This is a genomic window from Enterococcus pallens ATCC BAA-351, assembly GCF_000407485.1.
Classification (GTDB): domain Bacteria; phylum Bacillota; class Bacilli; order Lactobacillales; family Enterococcaceae; genus Enterococcus_A; species Enterococcus_A pallens.
Map to the genome: position 1 here is coordinate 37,312 of NZ_ASWD01000004.1, position 19,576 is coordinate 56,887.

Here is a 19,576-nt window from a genome sequence, read left to right on the forward strand (position 1 = left end):
GCCTTGTGGTTTAAATTAATATGTTCGTTGTTCCATGTTAAAAGCATCACGCATTGACTGTGTTGCCTTTCCAACAGGAGTTACAGCTTCTAATTCACCTTGGACGACAATCCGAGTAATGCCATCAATTTCTCCACAAGTTACCAAAGTTACCTGTCGCCGATCTGGCAAAACATCCAAATATTTCACCTCGGTCGGCTGCACGCGAACTTTTAATGCCGTGCGATAAGTATAAATATTGTTAAGATCAGTCAGATAAATTTTATCTCCTTCTTGAATGTTATCTAACGGTGTAAATAATAATCCTGCCTCAGCAGCTCGGTGACTCGCTAACCCGTAATTTCCTTCACCCATTTTTTGATCTGGTTCCAGCGTTCCTGCACCATATAGTAACGCTTCATTGGATAATCCTTTGAAAATAGGTAAGTTAATAGCTACAGAGGGTATAGCAATTCCTCCAATAACTGGTAGACGTTTGTTACTCAACTGCGCACGCATCACGGCCTCTGTACTAGCTGGAATCACTGCATCGAAGTCAAACGGCATATCTTCCTGCAGATTTTGATCAATATCGACTTTAGTTAAATTTGCGACAGCATAACGATCCCCATTATACTGAATAAGAAAGTTTTTTATTTGATTATTAAAAATTAAAGCCAATCCCACTAATAATAATAAAAGTAAAAAAATGTTGATCAGCCAATTACGTTTTTTTCTTTTCCTTTTCATGAACTGTCCTCCAGTGTATACTCGATTTTATCATACCATAGAGAAGGCGTAAATCTTTCCGTCTAACCTGCTATTTTTACTTAGTTTTAAGATATTTTAAGGAAAAAAAGCTGCCCGTTTTTTTCGATTCAACATTCTTATTTACACTGAAAGTTTCTTGTGAAAATTATTGCAAAAACGTTTTCAGTTGTAATGTAATTTTAAAATAAAAGAAACGAGCTTTTTTTTAATTGATAGGTTAAAATGATGATGACGATGATTGGAGAGGGTGAATAGTTTGCCAGATATGCTTTTTGTATATATTGATACGACCAGCAATGCTGTTTTTTCCAAGGGGCTTTCTCCGTCTGATTTTGTGGAGGGCATTGTTCATCAGCCGGATCACTTGTTATTATTGGATCCAGCCGTTGATGTCGGTGAATTTGATACCCATAGTGGTTTAAAAGTGATTACCGGAAAACAAGCGGTTAACCATTTTTTCACCAACAAACATTTTACCCAATCGACCGCCAACAAATGGATTGATTTTACAAATCCAGCTTTGCTAAAAGAATTAACACCTTTAGAAATCTCTGAATTATTATATTTCGGGCATATGCGAACACACTTGCATTCACCGTTCTTTTACAAATTGCAAAATAATTTTGTTTACTTTAATTTAGGCAGTGAAACCCTACGAGTCTACTATCGTTACTTGGATGAGTTTTATCGTATTCTAGCGAATAAAATTACTCGAATTGCTTTAGAAAAAGTAAATGATAAACGTTCTTTTTTCCGCAAAGGAGCCTCTGTAGCTCATTTAGACGGAGAAATTTTAAAAGATTTATATCCAATTTTTCAAGAAGGAGCCGTCTTCTGTTTTTCACAAGCTAAGCTTGAAAATAAATTGTACCGTGTTCCAATTTATTTATCCGATGAAAAGGGCTGGCGCAAACACCAGCCAACCTACAAACAAGATCAGAAAATGGGGACCTTGACTTATGACATTGGTCGTCAAAAATGGAGCTTATCATTAGAAAAAGACGATTTGGCTTTTGCATTTCGTTAAAAAACACTTTTGCCTCAGCTGGACAAAAGTGTTTTTTTATTTACCTAGTTTTTATTCCTAAATGAGTTGTATCACGCGGTAAAAACAGCTGCGGCACCTTTTTTACAGCAATTAATGTTACCATTACTGTAACAATACCTGTGGCTAGACCGCTAGCGCCATTCATCACTAGAGAAAAAATCCATGGATTCATTCCCCACAGAGCATAACTGCCCCAAAAAATTACTCCAGCAATAAAATGCCAAAAGAAGCGTGCACTGGTTCCCAACAAACTACCTAAAATAATGTTCTTTGTTGCCTCCCGTGGCTGGTTATCTAACAGTGCTTGTTGAACTTTTGGCGCATAGAGGCCTGCAAAACCTGCAAAAGTAAACGCAATTGGATACTCAATCAGTACTTGCGGAATACTGAGGTAGTATACATCGCCAGCTGGAAAATGCAGAATTCCCCAGATAAATGCCGACAAAAGCGCCGGACGAAGCCCCCGTCTAAGAGCAAAAATCGTTAACGGAATCATACCTAATGAAATAGTGAAGCTGCTGCCGATGTTAGTAGGAATTAGTGAAAGCATGAAAGATAGTGCTGCCACAATTGTTCCCTCTACCATAATTCTTGTTTTGTTGTGCATAAAAAAACTCCTCCTTTTGAACATACAGTTCACAAAGGAGAAGTAAATATATTACTTCATCACAATTCCTACGCTCGCATGACCGAAACAGGTACTAGGGTTTAGAGTGTCCTCATTCTCAGCCCGAAGGCTCCCCTTTGTGACAGTATTATTCTTTTAGTATTTTTTACTCTTACAGTATAGCACATTATTTCCTTTATACATACAACTATTTAACGTGACACACGCTCTTGATCACCGTTAGGAGCAAGCGTGGTTACCTTCTTGATACGATCCACTGTCAGCATCTGCAGCTGATTATCTTGAGTACGAACAACTAAGGAATCATTTCCGATTGTCTTAGGCAGCCACCCAGATACTGTCTCGTATTTCTCTGGGTCTTTCTCACTACGCACTTGCAAAACAACTAAACTGTTATGTAGAGCAGCCAGTTTTAGTTGACTCATAATCGTTTGATTCGCCTGCTCTTGTGCTCGTTTATCAGCAGAATCATTTAGAAAATCAGACAAAAAACGGAAAGATGAACTGGAAAAGGCTTTTATTAAATTTTGCTTGGCTTTTTCAGGTATCTTTTTCATGTCAGTTTCCTCCTTGGATGTACTCTGATTTTACTTAAATTTGGACAAAATTACAATAAAAAAACTATTCTTCAAAAAAAGTTAACCAATAAGGCAGGCCTTCATTAATTAGTCGATACGTTTCATCGAAATCGCCTGTATACCAAGGGTCAGGAATACCTTGCCCTTCTTTTCCTGGTACAAGATCTAGATACAAATGAATCTTTTCTTGTGTACCTGCAGGAGCTAGTCTCAATAGATCCTCTACGTTCTCACGATCCATACCTATAACAACATCTGACTGGTAAAAATCTTCAGATGTAACTTGGCGTGCATACATGCCTTTCGTACTAATATTGTGAGCGTTCAGAATTTTTTGCGTCCCACGATGCGGAGGATTCCCTACCTCCCAGCGACTAGTTGCTGCCGAATCCACATGAAATTTTTCTGATTCCTCACGCTGATTAAACTGATCGCGAAATATAGCTTCTGCCATTGGTGAGCGGCAAATATTTCCCATACACACAAAAAGAATTGATTTCATTAGATTGCCTCCTTCGAGCTAAAAAAATAATTTCATGCTATATTCTATACATAGAAACGAGGTTGATACTATGAGTCATATTTTTCTTTCTGCCAAAATCCCCACAATTGGCACTAAATTGCTAGATGAAGCACACCTAGATTATGAAGTTTTTGAAGATAAAGGGGTGATTTCTAAGGAAGAACTTTTGAAAAAGGTTCAGGATTGCCAAGTATTGATTTGTCCCCTGTCAACAACTGTAGATCGAGAGGTCATTAATCAGGCTCCTCATTTGCGTTTAATCGCGAACTTTGGTGCTGGCTTTAATAATATTGATACTGCTTATGCAAAAGAGAAGAACATTTATGTAACAAATACACCCGTTGTCTCAACCAATGCAACAGCTGAGCTTACTGCCGGCTTAATAATTGCCTTGTCTAGACGTATTGTTGAAGGTGATCGATTAATGCATGGAGTCGGATTCGATGGCTGGGCTCCCCTATTCTTTTTGGGCCATGAACTAAAAGGAAAGACTCTAGGCATCATTGGCATGGGACAAATTGGCCAATCGCTGGCAGAGAAGATGAAAGCTTTTGGCATGAAGATCATTTATAGCCAAAGACATCAGTTACCCGCCGAACAGGAAAAAGCTCTTCATGCACAATTTCGTACACAAGAGGAAGTAATTCAACAATCAGATATTCTTTCCTTGCATGCTCCACTAACAGATGAAACCCATCATCTATTAAATTATCAGGCCTTTGAACAAATGAAAAATTCCGCTTTTGTTATTAACGCTGCGCGTGGCCCATTGATTGATGAAGAGGAGCTCGTTCAAGCCTTAACCCAACAGCAAATTGCTGGTGCGGCGCTTGATGTTTACGAATTTGAACCTGAAGTAACAATGGCTTTAAAACAATTTGATAACGTCATTTTAACTCCACACATTGGTAACGCTAGTGTAGAGGCACGTGATCAAATGGCCGAAATCGTCGTAAAAAACGCCATTGCCTGCCTTCAGAAAAAGCCTTTAAACTATATTGTTAACGGCTTATCTCAAGATTGATCCTGTTCATATAAACGATAAGCAAAAAACTCAATGTCCTTAGCAAATCGAAACAGCTGAGCCGCAATAGCGATCGGCTGTTCTTTTGCGTCAGCCAACAACCAATCCGTTAAAATTCCACCACAGCCATAAGCTAAAAATCGTGCATAAAAATCCTTGTCAGTATTAGACAATACACCTTCCTGATCGACATCTTCAAACAATCGAATAAACAGGCCTTTTGCCAATCCAATGAATTCTTTGGATAAAACCTCTGGATCAGCTTGTACGGTATTTAAATAAAACTGGTGAAAGTGCTGCATCTCTTTTAGCATCCTTAGCACTGCTTCTTCCCAATTTTCAATCGTTAATCCAGAGGACATTAGATAATTTAATCCACATTGATAGTAGGCATAACGCAACAATGCTTGTTTATCTTTAAAATGATAATAGAAGTTTTGACGATTTACATCAGCTGCCTGACTAATCTCTTGTACTGTGAGTTTTTCAAAAGGACGAGTAGAGCATAGCTGAACCAACGCATGAACTAGCTGTTCTTTGGCTCGATTGTTTACCGCCATATGTCCACCTCTATTCTATCGGATTGGTAGGGTAATTAAAATGTTCGTAAGCCATTGGTGTAACCATACGTCCCCGCGGCGTTCGCTTCATGAAGCCTTTTTGAATTAAATACGGTTCATACATATCCTCTACTGTTTCACGTTCCTCGCCAATGTTCACAGCTAAAGTACTCAAACCAACTGGGCCACCACCGTATAGTTCGATCATGGTGCGTAACAGCTTTTGGTCCACGTAGTCTAAACCAGCCTGATCTACTTGCAAAAGACGCAAGGCCTGATCAGCAATCGAACGATCAATCACACCGTTGGATTGTACCTGAGCAAAGTCGCGAATCCGCTTCAGCAGACGATTGGCAATCCGGGGAGTTCCCCTTGAGCGTCGAGCAATCTCTACTGCACCTTCTTCAACAATTTCTGTCGCAAAAATGTCAGCTGAACGCAAAACAATTTCTCGCAAATCATCTTCTGCATAATATTCCATATGAGAAATAATTCCAAAGCGATCACGTAATGGTGCTGAGAGCATGCCTGCTCGTGTTGTAGCTCCCACCAAAGTAAATGGCGGTAAGGGAAAATGCACAGGATGAGCTGTCGCTCCTTGCCCTACCATGATGTCAACGTAGTAATCCTCCATTGCTGAATACAAAGTTTCTTCAGCTACTCGAGGCAAGCGATGGATTTCATCAATAAACAAAACATCTCCTGGTTCTAATTCATTAAGAATTGCTACCAGATCCCCTGGACGCTCTATTGCTGGTCCGCTGGTGGTTCGAATCTTTACATCCATCTCATTAGCGATAACCATAGCCATAGTTGTTTTCCCTAAACCAGGTGGTCCATAAAGCAAAACGTGATCCAATGCTTCTTCACGGTTTTTTGCTGCCTCAATATATATTTTGAGCTCCATCTTTACTTTGTCCTGACCAATATATTGCGAGAGAAACTGTGGTCGCAAAGATTTTTCGATGTTCTTTTCTAATTCATCTGCCTCTGGCGATAAAATGCGTTCTTCTTCCAAGATGCCCTCCTCCTTCTACAAGAATTTTTTTCAGACGTGTCAACATTACTTTTTCATCATAAGTTTTAACGCTGCACGCAAGTATTCATCCGTACTTTGATAGGTCTCTTTCGCCAGAGCCTTTTCCACCCGTTTTATTTCTTTTGGACTGTATCCTAACGCTTGTAACGCTTCGATCGCTTCTTCTAAGGCGTTATCGTCATTTCCTTGATTAAATAAGGACATTGGATTTTCAACCAGCTCAGCCAATTTGCCTTTTAAATCCAATACCATTTGCTGTGCCGTCTTTTTCCCTACTCCTGGGAACTTCGTTAAATAAGTAACATCTCCTGCCTCAATAGCCTGAATCAAGCCTTGATGATCTTCATTAGCCATAATTGCTAAGCCGCTTTTAGGGCCGATTCCTGAAACAGATAATAAACGTAAAAATAATTGCTTCTCAGCCAATGTCTCAAAGCCATAAAGAGCATGAGAATCCTCTCGAATGATCTGCTGGACATAAATAGTAATCGTCTGCTCTAATTTACTGCTGTAACGATATGGATTGCCTAATGCGATCTGATAGCCAATTCCTTGCACATCTATGACCACGTAGGCTGGACTGATGTATGTAAGTTTACCTGTAATATATTCGTACATGTCTTTTCCTTTCTGCACATATGTTCTCATTATTTTAGCACAAATGAGCGAGACAAAAAAGACCGGGTCTGTTAACCCGATCTTTTATTCTACTTCATTTTTGTATTCGCCGTATCCTTGTGCATCCATTTCTTCAAACGGAATAAAACGCAAGGCTGCGGAATTAATACAGTAGCGCAGTCCACCTTTGTCTGCAGGACCATCAGTAAAAACGTGGCCCAAATGCGAATCGGCTTGTTTGCTGCGAACTTCTACTCGATGCATGCCATGAGAAAAATCAGCTTTTTCTTTTACGCCACGTTTTTCCAGCGGCTTAGAGAAGGCCGGCCAGCCACAGCCTGCATCATACTTATCACTAGATGAAAAGAGTGGTTCTCCACTAACTATATCTACGTAAATCCCTTTTTTATAAAAATTGTCATACTTGCCGGTAAAAGGTCGTTCGGTAGCATTTTCCTGCGTGACTGCATATTCTACCGGCGAAAGCTTTTTCTTGATATCTTCTTGTTCCATCTTTCATCACGCTCCTCTACATACATAGTAAGAGGTACAGTTGAAAAAGACGAATTCTTTGCTTAAAAAGAAAAGCTTTTTAACATTTGGTTTACTTTTCCAACAGGAAAGCCGACGATGCTGTAATAGTCGCCTTCTATTTTTTCAACAAAAACACCCGCTTGATGTTGGATACCATAAGCTCCAGCCTTATCCTTATAATCACCTGTATCTAAATAATTTTCGATTTCATCTTCAGTTAGAGCATAAAAGGTAACTACTGCCGAGGTTAAAGCTTCCTCTACTTGATTACCTTGACGCAAAACCACAGATGTATAAACGACGTGACTGCCACCGTTCATTGCTTCCAGCATTTCATAAGCTTGCTGGCGATTCTTAGGCTTACCCAAAATTTTATCTTCTAGTACAACAACCGTATCCGAAGCAATTATCAAATCTTCAGGATGGTTTTCAGCAATAACCGCCGCTTTCTGTCGAGCCATTTCCTGTACATATTCTTTTGGTGTATGCTCTGCTTTAATTTCTTCGTCTACATCTGCTGGTTGAATAGTGAATTCTGGAATCAACCAGGACAGCAGTTCTTTTCGGCGAGGCGATTGTGAAGCTAATATAACTGCCATGTCAGTTCCTCCTACTAGTGCGGATCTTGAATTCGTTTAAATAAGTGTTCCATATCACTGTTACTGAAATGAATCAGTACTGGACGACCATGAGGACAATTAAAGGGATTTTCACATTCAGCTAAATCCGTTAACAATACGCGAGCCTGTGCTTCATTTAAATGATGGTTTGCTTTGATGGAACGTTTGCAGCTCATCATAATTGCCGTTGCTTCTCGGAATTTCTTCACACTAACTGATCCGGTAATTAGAAGCATATCGATCATCTCACGAATAGTACTTTCTTCTTGTCCTGCCGGATACCAAGTGGGATGCGCACGTACAATAAAGCTGTTTGGCCCAAATTCTTCTAAATAGATACCGACCTCTTCTAATAATTCCTTTTGTTCCTTCAGCTTAATAGCATCATTGCTAGGATAATCTAAGACAAAAGGTACCAGCAGCTCTTGTAAATCATTGGATACATCGCCAATTTTTTCCCGGAAATACTCATACTTAATCCGTTCCTGAGCAGCATGCTGATCCACAATGTATAAGCCATCTTTACTTTGAGCAAATAGATAGGTGCCATGCATTTGGCCAAAATATTCCAGCATTGGAAAGCGTTCCTTTGGCTGTTCGTGAGTCAACTTATCGATAGCTTTTTCCACTTCACGTTCACCAGACAACGTACTTAAATCAAACTCAGGATGTTCTGCTGCTTCCCGCAGCTCTTCAGCCTTTTCATTAACCGTTAATTCTTCTGAAAAATCTGCTGGAGCTTCTGCAGTAATAGCAGACTCTATATTTGTTTCAGTCTCAGGCTCAGGTACTGAAAAACTTCCTGATGATTCCTCCACAACTGAAACAGGCGCTTTATCCGATGACTCAATTATCTTTTTCCCGATTGTCGAAGAAGCTTCTGCTTCTTCTCGAGGTTCAACGTGGAAACGGCCAGTTTCCGGATTAAAAGTCAAGCCGCTCTTCTTACCCGTCGGTTGCTCCAAAGCCAAGTCTAGTTGTTGGGACTTAGCTGTTTCAACTTTACGTTTAAAGCTAGGTGATTCACCTGCATCAGGAATCAAGTTTACCTGACGTAGGCTATCAGCGATGGTTTGACTGATTAACGCCATTAATTCTTTTTCCTTCGACAGGCGAACTTCTTGCTTAGTAGGGTGGACATTCACATCTACCAGTAGAGGATCCATTTCAATTTCAATTACCGCTATCGGAAAACGCCCCACCATCAGCTTCGATTGATAGCCGTTCACGATGGCTTTATTTAAGGCAAAGTTTTTAATATACCGACCGTTGATAATAATTGAAAGATAATTTCGGCTAGCTCGGGTAACCTCTGGCAGCGAAATATATCCCTTCAAAGCGAAATCTAGATCCTGAGCAGTAATTTCCAGCATTTTTTTTGCAACACTGATTCCATAGATACCAGCAACTGCCTGTTTTAAATCACCATTACCGCTGGTGGCCAGCATTTTATGTCCGTCATGAACCAATCGAAACGCTACTTTGGGATGACTTAATGCCATCCGGTTCACAATATCACCGATATTTGCTAATTCCGTTTGCAGACTTTTAACGTATTTTAATCGGGCTGGAGTATTAAAGAATAAATTCTCAACGGTAATCTTTGTCCCTACTCGCAAAGCAGTTGGACGATTTTCTTCAATTCTTCCACCTTTAAGCCACAAGTATGAACCTTGCTTTTCATCGGCAGTAGCTGTCTCAATGGTTAATTCCGAGACAGAAGCAATTGAAGGCAAGGCTTCACCACGGAAACCTAGCGTTCGAATGCGGAAAAGATCATCGCGATTATGAATTTTGCTAGTCGCATGGCGCTTAAAGGCATTCTTAACATCATCCTGGGCAATCCCTTCACCGTTGTCGACCACCTGAATTTTTTTCAAACCAGCTTCTTCAATTAGTATATCGATTTGAGTTGCATGGGCATCGATGGCATTTTCCACTAACTCTTTTACCACTGACGCCGGCCGCTCAACTACTTCACCAGCGGCGATCTGATTGGCTAGACGTTCGGATAACTCTTGGATTTTCCCCATCGTATCCCTCCTCATTAATTAGATATGTTTTTGTAATTCATAAAGCAAGTTTAACGCGTCCATTGGTGTCATTTCCAGTAAATTGGCTTTCTTCAACCGATCAATTACACCTAATTCCGCTGTTGAAACTTCATTAAATAAGGAAAGCTGTTCATTTTCCTCTTGAACTACCTCAACTTGCGGTGCTGGACTTTCGGCTTCTAATGCAGTTAAAATGGTTGCTGCTCGAGAAAGCAATTCTGTCGGCATACCAGCAATTTTAGCAACGTGAATTCCGTAGCTTTTATCAGCTGGACCATCCATCAATTTATGCAAAAAGACAACTTCTCCATTTTGCTCAACCGCACCGACATGGACATTCTTTAATTCTGTTAATTGTTCTTCCAATACAGTTAATTCATGGTAGTGGGTAGAGAACAACGTTTTAGCTTTTACCGTCTTATGAATATATTCAATGATTGCTTGGGCCAAAGCCATCCCGTCATAGGTGGCAGTTCCTCGACCCAATTCATCAAAGAGGATTAAGCTATTAGGGGTCGCATGACGCAAAGCTTGATTAGCCTCCATCATTTCCACCATAAAAGTAGATTGTCCCGCGATTAAGTCGTCACTAGCCCCAATCCGAGTAAATATTTGGTCGAAAATCGGCATTTCGGCACTTTCGGCTGGTACGAAGCAGCCCATTTGGGTCATAATAACCATCAAAGCCAATTGACGCATATAAGTACTCTTACCTGACATATTCGGACCAGTGATCAACAGGATCATTTCATCTGGATTCATATGAACACTGTTAGGGATATATTCTTGATGACCTAAAACTTTTTCTACAACTGGGTGCCGGCCATCCTTAATCTGCAGATTGTGGCTGTTCGCCTTAATTTCCGGTTGAATGTATTGGTAACGTTCGCTGACAGTAGCAAAGCTTTGCAGTACATCGGTGGCACTTAAACTTTTCGCCAACTTTTGTAATCGGGTGATCGCCTTTTTCACTTCATCCCGGACTGCCAAAAATAGATTGTATTCTAAAGCGACTGATTTTTCCTCCGCTTCCAAAATCAATGTTTCTAATTTTTTCAACTCAGGAGTGATAAAACGTTCGGCATTAGTTAAGGTTTGCTTGCGTTCGTATTTGCCTTCTTCCAAGTTAGCCAGATTAGCTTTGGTGATTTCGATATAGTAGCCGAAAACACGATTATAGCCGACTTTCAAGGTTTTAATCCCTGTTGCTGCTCGCTCTCTTGCTTCTAATTCAGCCAACCAAGTTTTCCCGTTTCTCATCGCCTCACGGTATTCATCTAGTTTTTCATTATATCCATCTTTGATGACATTGCCTTCTGTGATTTGCAGCGGCGCATCTTCATTAATAGCCTGATCAATCAATTCAACCAGGTCATTCATCGGCTCCATGTCTACTAATAGGTCGTTCCATTCACCTTGATTGATTCCCTGAAGCAGCTCGCGAATCCGCGGAACTTGGGCTAGTGATGTTTTTAATTGAATTAAATCACGACCGTTCACACTTCCAAATGCAACTCGGCCTGCCAGACGTTCCAAATCATAAACTCTCGTCAGTGTTTCGTTTAAATCCATCCGTTCGAAATACGCATTCAACAAAGAAGCCACCATTGCTTGGCGTGCCTGAATTTGACGCTTTTGGATCAATGGACGATCAATCCATTGCTTCAATAAACGGCCACCCATTGCAGTCTTTGTTTCATCTAATAACCATAATAAGGTTCCTTGTTTTTTACCAGTCCGAATGGAACGAGTTAACTCTAAGTTAGTTTTTGAGAAGTAATCCAGCTTCAAGAAGTGCTCAGGCTGATATTCCTCAGCTTTTTGAATATGGCCTAAACTACGTTTCTGAGTGACCGCTAAATAAGTTAACAGTTTTCCTGTAGCTTCTCTTTCCAAGGGCTGTTCAATGTCAGCTGTTAAAAAGCTAAATTCTGCATTATCTTCAATCGTCTCTTGAGTTGAAAAGACTAAACCTAAGCGTTCACCTAAGTTCTTTTGGAGGTCAGCTGGAATCTCACTTCCTAAAATTAGTTCCTTTGTTTGCAAAGCCGTAGCTTCGTTCATCACGGCTTCTTCATCCTGCAGCAAAGCCGTCTTTAATTCACCAGTCGAAAGATCGGCATAAGCAAAACCAAATTGCTGACCAGATTGAACTACAGCTGTTAAGAAGTTATTGGCTTTGGCGTCAATTCCCTTGCCTTCCATCAACGTTCCTGGAGTAATTAACTGAACTACTTCCCGCTTCACCATGCCTTTGGCTTCTTTAGGATCTTCCATTTGTTCACAGATTGCTACCTTGTAGCCTTGTTCCACCAAGGTATCAATATAACCTTGTGCAGAATGATGAGGAACTCCGCACATTGGAATAGGCTCCTCCGCATTGCGGTTGCGGCTGGTTAAGGTCAGCTCTAACAGCTGAGCCACTTGAACAGCATCTTCATAGAATAATTCATAAAAATCGCCTAAGCGATAAAACAAGAAGGCATCCTTGTATTGATTTTTGATGGCTAAATATTGTTCCATCATTGGGGTATTTTTAGTTTTCTGAGGCATTATTGCTCCTCCTCTAGCGCTTGATTAATTTCGGTTTGAATCATTGATGTTAGATGGTGCAACAGATCGTTAGCTTCTCCTAATTGTTCACGGTAAGCTGTTACTAATGGATGCTGATTCAGCTGATCTGTTAAGGAATCTGCTTGTTTTAACGCTTCTTTTTCAGCAGCTGGCTTGCCATAGTGGGCAAATTGCACGGCATCCTTTTGGGCCTGCTGAATTTCTTCTTGCAGCGTATGTAAAGACGTGTTCTCGTCTACCCGCGCTTTAAGCGTTTGATAGCGTCGAATCACGTCATTTTCGGCCAATAGATTGGTTAAATCGGCTAATGCTTGTTGAATTTCAGTTTCGTTTTCTAAAATGACGTTTCACTCCTATTCACGAAACGGACGATCATCACTAATCTGAACTGCTTCAATCTTTTGAGCTAATCCATGTTTATCCAGATCGATTACACAAGCAGACAGCAGTGAACGTCCACTTTCGATTACTTCAAAACGCTGTGGCAGGGCGGTTAAAAATTTCTCCATCACAGGTTCCTTTTTCATTCCTAAAATGCCATCATAAGGGCCGGTCATCCCTACGTCAGTCATATAGGCAGTTCCTTTAGGCAAAATACGCGAATCATTAGTTTGAACATGGGTGTGTGTTCCAACTACCGCAGATACTCGACCATCTAAATACCAGCCCATCGCCTGTTTTTCGCTAGTTGTTTCTCCATGAAAGTCCACAAAAATGAACGGCGTACGCGCACGCGCCTCAGCAATCAACTGATCGGCCTTGCGAAATGGATCATCCAAATCTACCATAAATGAGCGAGCTTGCAAATTGATAATCGCGATTTCCTCAGTATTTATTTTGACAAAGACCATTCCTTGTCCAGCTGTTCCTTCAGGAAAATTGGCTGGCCGCACCATTTTTTTAGCATCTTGAATAAACTCAAAAATTGCTTTGTTATCCCATGTGTGATTTCCCATAGTGACAATATCTACACCATCTTGCAAAAATCCTTTATAAATCTTCTCAGTAATCCCACGACCAGCTGCTGCGTTTTCACCGTTGACGATTGTCAACTGCGGGTGATATTTTTTTTTCAACCGCGGCAAATAATCACTGACCATCTTTCGCCCCAACGAGCCAACAACATCCCCTACAAATAATAACCGCACACTTTTTCCCCTTCTCTAGTTAACATCTTGTACTATTATAGTAGTTTTTTTGCAGAATTGCGAATCTATCTTGACACAAATAACCGATATTTTACTTTCCATTTAACTGATTATTTGGCTTTTGAAAAAAGAAGGACTAGAATCCCATAATAGAACTCTAGCCCTTTGACTATTCTGCATTTGTTTCTGATAAAATGATTCGTTCATCAATTTTCCGATTGGTAGTATGTTTCTTATTCGACTGTACCGTAAAGGATACAACCAAATGCAGCACTAAGAGCAAAACAGGCCACAGAACAAAGGTACACAACGCTGGAAATAAATTGGTGGCAAGCTCTGTAAGAGAGGGTGACGTGTAGAGCTGGCTCATGCATTTTTCACCAAAGCTGTAAATGGCTGTGTGAAACTCGCCTACTGCATACATCGCTCCGTAGAATGTGATCCAAATCAATTTGAAAAACGATAACGTATATTCGAAATTTCTAGTAATATTACTTTTCAAGAGCATCTGGTAGGTTTTCTTATCCAAAAATAAAACGACTAACGTGATAATTAATGAGAATGTTGCGTTACCAATATACATTGAAACTAAACCTAAACAGGCACAAACTAAGACAATCTGTTCTGTTGAAATCTGAAAGGAACGGAAGCTTCCAACAATATTTATTACTAATTGCAGTAAAAACAGCAGTAAGGCGGTAGCGTAAGTTACCAATGCGATAAAAAAGCAAATATCTGCACTAAAATCGTCCATGCCTCTAAAACCAATCCCTAAGAAAACCGCACTTAAACAAAAGAAAATAGCATAAAATGCCGCATTTAAATAGCGTCCCATTTCTAACCTCCTTGAAATCTCAATTAGTACTCCTGTCTTCCTTTTGGTTCGTATACTAGGATCTTCGGCTATTTTCTTCTTTTGGTTAGGACGAAGTTGAGACTTCGGTTTTATCTTTTTTTCCAACTCTACTTTTTTTAACGATTCTTCTGATTTTATTGATTCCACCTGCTTTGCTGATTTTATTTTCACTCTTTTTTGAATGTTTTGATTCTCCAGTCCTGGAGGTTTCCTCCTAAAGAAAAAGCATGCTGCAGGATTGTTACTAGCAGTGGCTAGTTGGTTTGTCGGCAGTAAAGTACAGACAAACAAAATTAAAGTTAAACAACCATTGAGCAACGTGCAAAGACCAATGACTAACTCTCCTTGAGAAGACATTCCAATAATATTTTTTTGAAGATGCAAACCATATTGCAAAAGCAATAAAAAAACATACGTTATATAATAGACAGCAAATCCTCGCCCGCTCACCCCTGCATCTCGTATTCTTCGGCATAACAGGGCCACCGAAGGAATGATCAAACCCAAACAAATTAAACTGTAAAATACAATAATTGGCAGTACCTGCAGCAGCGAAGTAAGTACTTCTTTGTTAAGTGTTTTTTGATCGAGGTAACCATATCTAAACAGCATTGCTGCATCCCACATGATAGAAATATCAGCCTGAAATAAAATCAAAAAGAAGATCAGATGGAAAACTCCCACCACCAGTTTTACCCACCAATATCCTGCCCTAGTAGAGCGTCCTTTAAAATCAGCATATCCTTGGAAATAATCCAAAAGTGCTCGGTTAACATTTACTTGTCCTGGTTTCTGGTCTATTTTACGCATCCTTCTCCTCCTCTCACGCTTACACATCCATCTATCATCTGTATAGTAGAAATAGCTGATCAGATCAAAATTAATGATTCAACGGATAGTCGATCCTCTCTCAATCAGACATTAGGAGTTTTTACAGCTCCCACTGAGCTATTTTTCATCATCTTTTTCTCATTATTCTAATCAAAATTAAGAAATCACTTTTGCCACCCAAGTCCAAAAACACATTTTTAACTTCCCACTTATAATAACAATAAAATTAAACCGAATTAGATTAAAAAGAATAAACCACCAACCTGAAAAACCCTTTATAAACACATCTAATATGCTATCAGCTATAAGATTTTTTTACAAGCTTTTATGATAAAATAATATTTTAAATAACATTAAAATGGATAAAAAGACAAAAAAAGATCGGCTGTCAGCCGATCTTAACTAATTCCCTTTTAATGAACCAATTCTAATTTTCGTAAAGCTTTATAAATACCATCTTGATCATTTGTATCTGTTACAAGATTGGCAGCTTTTTGTACATGACTGGCAGCATTTCCCATTGCAACACCTGTACCTGCTAATCGCAACATCTCAACATCATTATTACCGTCCCCAAAAGTAATGACATTTTCAGGTTGGATCCCCACTTTCTGAGCTAAGGCCGAAATAGTCTGAGCCTTTGAACCATGGTTCGGAATAATGTCCACGCTGTTTGGGTGCCAACGCACAAAGCGAAACTCGGGAAAAGCAGCTGCAAATTCTTCGTCCATTGCAGCATCGAAAAAGACACAGCCTTGATAGACTTCATGACGATCCAAAAAATCAGGTGAAAAGTTAGGCATTATACCACCAAACGAACTCATGGCATCTGCAACTAACGGAGCATCAAAATCGGTTACTCGAGCAATTGAATCCAAGCTAAACAAGGAAACATCTTTTTTACGTTCTTTAGCAAAATCGATCAAACGTACCAATGCCTTCCGATCTAACAAGTGCTTGTAAATCTGCTCATGATCTAAAAATGCAGCGGAGCCGTTGCATACAATATAGTTAGTACAGCCCAGCTGATGAATCACTTCACCGGCTAATAAACGTGAACGTCCAGTTGCAATAATGACTAAGTGACCTGCCTGACGAAGAGCCTTCAAAGCCTTCATGGTGCTTTCCAACGGTTTTCTTTGACTGTTTAACAACGTACCATCAATGTCTAGTGCAATTAGTTTTCTTTCCATTCCACTTCTCCATATTATGTATTTGCCTTCTATAGTAACTGCGCATGTATGCTTATTCTAGTGAAAGTTTGTGAAATATGCAAAGTAAATTGATGAAAAAACAGCAAAAACCGAAAATTGTTACGGAATTTTAAAAGAAATCTTAAGAACATTGACCCAACTCAACCTTGACGAATCCTGTCAAAATCGGTTATACTGAACTTTGTGTAAAATAATGCAGCAGAAAAATAATAGCCCGTCACCAGTTCGTTGCCTCTACAGGTTCAATTGCGTAACCGCGGCTGCAAAGGTGAAGATTGAAGAACGAACTACACGGATGTGAATTTTTCAACGGATTATTTTACTCCAAATACAATTTATTGGAGGAATTTTTAAATGTCTCGTTATACAGGACCATCATGGAAACAATCTCGTCGTCTTGGTATTTCTTTATCAGGAACCGGCAAAGAATTAGCACGTCGTCCATATGCACCAGGTCAACATGGACCAAACAGCCGTGGAAAAAAATCTGAATACGGTTTGCAAATGGCTGAAAAACAAAAACTACGTTTCACTTACGGCTTAAATGAACGTCAATTCCGTAACATGTTCGTACGCGCTAGCAAAATCAAAGAAGGTAAACACGGTGTTAACTTCATGATCTTACTAGAACGTCGTTTGGACAATGTTGTTTATCGCTTAGGTTTGGCTTCAACTCGTCGCCAAGCTCGTCAATTAGTTAACCACGGCCACGTAATGGTTGATGGCAAACGTGTTGACATCCCTTCATACGAAGTAGAAGTTGGCCAAGTAATCTCTATTCGCGAAAAATCTCGCAACATGGTTACTGTTAAAGCTGCGGTTGAATCTGCAGTTGGTCGTCCATCTTTTGTAAGCTTTGATGATGAAAAATTAGAAGGTTCATTGACTCGTTTACCTGAACGTGACGAATTGAACCCAGATATCGACGAAGCACTAGTCGTTGAATACTACAACAAATTACTGTAAGATTTCTTACAATTTGCTCAAAACTCTTCATGGGTTTTGAGCTTTTTTATTTTCTGAAACACTAGCGAGGTTCAGTCAATCTTGCATCTGCAATCGTAATTTGCTGCGTGTCACCACTGAACTCGAACCCTTGGCTTTCATAAAATCTTCGAGCTGATACATTCGCTTCCAATCCCCCTAAATAGATATTGGTAAAGCCGGATACTTCAAGCTCTTTCATTACATAGTTAAGCAGCTATTTTCCGTAGCCTTTTCCGGTACATTCAGGTAAAAGATACAGTGAAATCAACTCACCCCAGCCTGACAAATTTTCATCACTCGCTGAACCGCAGGCTGCTGTGCCAATCACCTTTCCTTGTTCCCGCAGCACAAAGCTTTGAAAAGCATTATCCTTCAATATGGTTACCCAACGTTCACTAGCAAGACGAACCAAGAATGCTTCAGGTATAATTTCCCGATAAGCGTGTTTCCAGTTTTGAACATATATTTCTACAATTAGGTTTAAATCATCCATTGCTTTTAGTGGTCGAATTTCCATGGTCTTCCTCCCTTTTATAAATTGTACCAAATTTGTACTTTACTTTTTGGTTAACTATCGGTATACTTTCGTTAACCAAAATAAAATTACAAGTTAACGAAAGTGGGTTTATCATGAAATTATCTAGTCGTGAAATGGTTTTAGCTGGAATGTTTGCTGCCGCGATTGGTGTATTGTCACAATTTACGATTCCTTTTGGACCTATTCCATTGACCTTGCAAACCTTCGCAGTTGGTTTTGTCGTAACCGTATTGGGAAAGAAAACCGGAACTTTGGCCATTTTGATTTATTTGTTAATGGGCTTTATTGGCTTACCTGTGTTTGCTGGCGGCAGTGCTGGAATTGGTGTGGTTTTTGGGCCTACCGGCGGTTTTTTAGTCGGATTTATCTTTAACGGATTAGTCACAGGTTGGTTGATCGAAAAGACTCCTACTAATTACTTTTGGTCAATTTTGGCGAATGTCGCTGGGGCGTTTATTACCTTGTTCTTTGGCTCATTGTGGTTGAAATTCGGTGCCAGTCTGCCTTGGTCTGGGGCATTTTCGGCAGGAATGATTCCTTTCTTGATTCCCGGACTAATTAAAGCCGTGGCTGCTGGCTATTTAGGACACTTAATTTCTCAACGGCTGCCTCGCTCCTTTTCTTATTCCAAATAAATAGGATACGGCTTAGCCGTATCCTTAATTACTATTTTGCCTGTAGAAGCCAGGTAGCCCCTACTACATCAGTGGCAATATCTTCCGTTTCATTCTCCTGACTTTGAACATAGGACAAGAACAGGTCCCGCTTCTCAGGAAATTGTTGACCTAGTTCTTCTGCTCGTTGGCGAATGAACTGATTGTTGCGATCGTTGACTTCCTTTTCGTTAGCAGTATCAACTACTTGCATCGCGGCTACTTTGAAGCCTGCCTGCTGGAATGTTTCTTGCCACTGGTTTAAGGTTAGGTATTCGTAATTTTGATAACGAATATTCTCAGCCTCACCAATTAGGTAGCCATCATCCAGCAGCAGAAAACCTTGAGGCTTGATCACTTTTTTTAATTGGTCTAGCATAACTAACGGTTCACCAAGAACATCTCCAACAGCACCAAAGACAGCTATGTCATAGCCTCGTTCAGTTTCCACTACTTCATTTAAATCACCTACTACAAACTTGCAGCATTCCGTTACTTGATACTCCATCGCTTTATTTTTGGCAACTTCAATGAATTCCGGCAGCAAGTCAATGCCTTTTACTTGAATGTTCAAAGCTTTAGCTAACGTAATTGCTACGGCACCTTTGCCACAGCCTAAATCAATAACCTTAGTTTGCGGAGTAATGGGAATATTTTTCTCGATTAAGCTCTGCATAATCCTGGGATTACTGCCTAGCTCCCATAAATCTTGCAATAGATACCCCAGATAAGGTAAAAGTTCAGTTGTTTCAGCAGTTAGTGAACTAGCTAGTTTTTCATTTATTTTTTGTTCCTTCAT

Annotated in this window: 21 protein-coding genes and 1 riboswitch; of the genes, 4 read left to right on the forward strand and 17 right to left on the reverse strand. The window is 39.9% G+C overall.

The features are described 5' to 3' along the window. Nucleotides 1-15 precede the first annotated feature (15 nt). Complete coding sequence (locus I588_RS17820) at nucleotides 16-729, reverse strand: class A sortase (protein ID WP_010758244.1); 714 nt, start codon at nucleotides 727-729, stop codon at nucleotides 16-18. A gap of 277 nt (nucleotides 730-1,006) precedes the next feature. On the opposite strand from I588_RS17820, the gene I588_RS17825 reads away from it, so the two are divergent. Next, nucleotides 1,007-1,777, forward strand: a complete 771-nt coding sequence (locus I588_RS17825; protein ID WP_010758245.1) for a hypothetical protein — start codon at nucleotides 1,007-1,009, stop codon at nucleotides 1,775-1,777. A gap of 40 nt (nucleotides 1,778-1,817) precedes the next feature. On the opposite strand, the gene thiT is transcribed toward I588_RS17825, so the two are convergent. The 3 genes from thiT to I588_RS17840 all read right to left on the reverse strand — a co-directional run bounded on the left by thiT (nucleotide 1,818) and on the right by I588_RS17840 (nucleotide 3,506). After that, entirely contained in the window at nucleotides 1,818-2,405 is a 588-nt protein-coding gene (gene thiT / locus I588_RS17830; RefSeq protein WP_010758246.1) for an energy-coupled thiamine transporter ThiT, read from the reverse strand. A gap of 48 nt (nucleotides 2,406-2,453) precedes the next feature. After that, nucleotides 2,454-2,552: riboswitch (TPP riboswitch) on the reverse strand. Between the two features lie 65 nt (nucleotides 2,553-2,617). Next, a complete protein-coding gene (locus I588_RS17835) occupies nucleotides 2,618-2,983 on the reverse strand; it encodes a hypothetical protein (protein ID WP_010758247.1) in 366 nt (121 codons plus the stop codon). Nucleotides 2,984-3,047: 64 nt separating this feature from the next. Next, on the reverse strand, nucleotides 3,048-3,506 hold the full coding sequence (locus tag I588_RS17840; RefSeq protein WP_010758248.1) for a low molecular weight protein-tyrosine-phosphatase: 459 nt from the start codon (nucleotides 3,504-3,506) through the stop codon (nucleotides 3,048-3,050). A 70-nt stretch (nucleotides 3,507-3,576) separates the two neighbouring features. Between I588_RS17840 and I588_RS17845 the strand changes: the two genes are divergently transcribed. Next, nucleotides 3,577-4,551, forward strand: coding sequence for a 2-hydroxyacid dehydrogenase family protein (locus I588_RS17845; RefSeq protein WP_010758249.1), 975 nt, complete (start codon nucleotides 3,577-3,579; stop codon nucleotides 4,549-4,551). Here I588_RS17845 and I588_RS17850 read toward each other — a convergent pair. From I588_RS17850 to I588_RS17900, 11 genes are all read right to left on the reverse strand, one after another. Beyond that, nucleotides 4,542-5,111, reverse strand: a complete 570-nt coding sequence (locus I588_RS17850) for a TetR/AcrR family transcriptional regulator (protein WP_010758250.1) — start codon at nucleotides 5,109-5,111, stop codon at nucleotides 4,542-4,544. The genes I588_RS17845 and I588_RS17850 overlap by 10 nt on opposite strands. Nucleotides 5,112-5,121: 10 nt before the next feature. Next, nucleotides 5,122-6,132, reverse strand: coding sequence for a Holliday junction branch migration DNA helicase RuvB (gene ruvB / locus I588_RS17855; RefSeq protein ID WP_139244039.1), 1,011 nt, complete (start codon nucleotides 6,130-6,132; stop codon nucleotides 5,122-5,124). Between the two features lie 42 nt (nucleotides 6,133-6,174). Then, nucleotides 6,175-6,768 carry a Holliday junction branch migration protein RuvA gene (gene ruvA / locus I588_RS17860; protein ID WP_010758252.1) on the reverse strand — a complete coding sequence of 198 codons (594 nt, stop codon included), beginning with the start codon at nucleotides 6,766-6,768 and terminating at the stop codon, nucleotides 6,175-6,177. Nucleotides 6,769-6,852: 84 nt separating this feature from the next. After that, on the reverse strand, nucleotides 6,853-7,281 hold the full coding sequence (msrB, locus tag I588_RS17865; RefSeq protein ID WP_010758253.1) for a peptide-methionine (R)-S-oxide reductase MsrB: 429 nt from the start codon (nucleotides 7,279-7,281) through the stop codon (nucleotides 6,853-6,855). Between the two features lie 62 nt (nucleotides 7,282-7,343). Next, a complete protein-coding gene (locus I588_RS17870; RefSeq protein WP_010758254.1) occupies nucleotides 7,344-7,901 on the reverse strand; it encodes a Maf family protein in 558 nt (185 codons plus the stop codon). A 14-nt stretch (nucleotides 7,902-7,915) separates the two neighbouring features. Beyond that, nucleotides 7,916-9,955 carry a DNA mismatch repair endonuclease MutL gene (gene mutL, locus I588_RS17875; RefSeq protein ID WP_010758255.1) on the reverse strand — a complete coding sequence of 680 codons (2,040 nt, stop codon included), beginning with the start codon at nucleotides 9,953-9,955 and terminating at the stop codon, nucleotides 7,916-7,918. Between the two features lie 18 nt (nucleotides 9,956-9,973). Then, on the reverse strand, nucleotides 9,974-12,529 hold the full coding sequence (mutS, locus tag I588_RS17880) for a DNA mismatch repair protein MutS (protein ID WP_010758256.1): 2,556 nt from the start codon (nucleotides 12,527-12,529) through the stop codon (nucleotides 9,974-9,976). Then, entirely contained in the window at nucleotides 12,529-12,891 is a 363-nt protein-coding gene (locus I588_RS17885) for a YlbF family regulator (protein ID WP_051130103.1), read from the reverse strand. Before I588_RS17885 ends, mutS begins: the two co-directional genes overlap by 1 nt. Before the next feature lie 12 nt (nucleotides 12,892-12,903). Further along, nucleotides 12,904-13,698 carry a TIGR00282 family metallophosphoesterase gene (locus I588_RS17890; RefSeq protein ID WP_010758258.1) on the reverse strand — a complete coding sequence of 265 codons (795 nt, stop codon included), beginning with the start codon at nucleotides 13,696-13,698 and terminating at the stop codon, nucleotides 12,904-12,906. Between the two features lie 169 nt (nucleotides 13,699-13,867). Beyond that, entirely contained in the window at nucleotides 13,868-15,364 is a 1,497-nt protein-coding gene (locus tag I588_RS17895; protein ID WP_010758259.1) for a DUF805 domain-containing protein, read from the reverse strand. Between the two features lie 434 nt (nucleotides 15,365-15,798). Further along, complete coding sequence (locus I588_RS17900) at nucleotides 15,799-16,578, reverse strand: Cof-type HAD-IIB family hydrolase (RefSeq protein WP_010758260.1); 780 nt, start codon at nucleotides 16,576-16,578, stop codon at nucleotides 15,799-15,801. A 375-nt stretch (nucleotides 16,579-16,953) separates the two neighbouring features. Between I588_RS17900 and rpsD the strand changes: the two genes are divergently transcribed. Then, the gene (rpsD, locus tag I588_RS17905; RefSeq protein ID WP_010758261.1) at nucleotides 16,954-17,565 is read left to right on the forward strand and encodes a 30S ribosomal protein S4; all 612 of its coding nucleotides are present in this window, start codon (nucleotides 16,954-16,956) and stop codon (nucleotides 17,563-17,565) included. A gap of 235 nt (nucleotides 17,566-17,800) precedes the next feature. On the opposite strand, the gene I588_RS17910 is transcribed toward rpsD, so the two are convergent. Beyond that, on the reverse strand, nucleotides 17,801-18,103 hold the full coding sequence (locus tag I588_RS17910; protein WP_010758262.1) for a GNAT family N-acetyltransferase: 303 nt from the start codon (nucleotides 18,101-18,103) through the stop codon (nucleotides 17,801-17,803). 113 nt (nucleotides 18,104-18,216) lie between these two features. On the opposite strand from I588_RS17910, the gene I588_RS17915 reads away from it, so the two are divergent. Further along, nucleotides 18,217-18,759, forward strand: coding sequence for a biotin transporter BioY (locus I588_RS17915; protein ID WP_010758263.1), 543 nt, complete (start codon nucleotides 18,217-18,219; stop codon nucleotides 18,757-18,759). Nucleotides 18,760-18,790: 31 nt separating this feature from the next. On the opposite strand, the gene I588_RS17920 is transcribed toward I588_RS17915, so the two are convergent. Beyond that, a complete protein-coding gene (locus tag I588_RS17920) occupies nucleotides 18,791-19,576 on the reverse strand; it encodes a class I SAM-dependent methyltransferase (RefSeq protein ID WP_010758264.1) in 786 nt (261 codons plus the stop codon).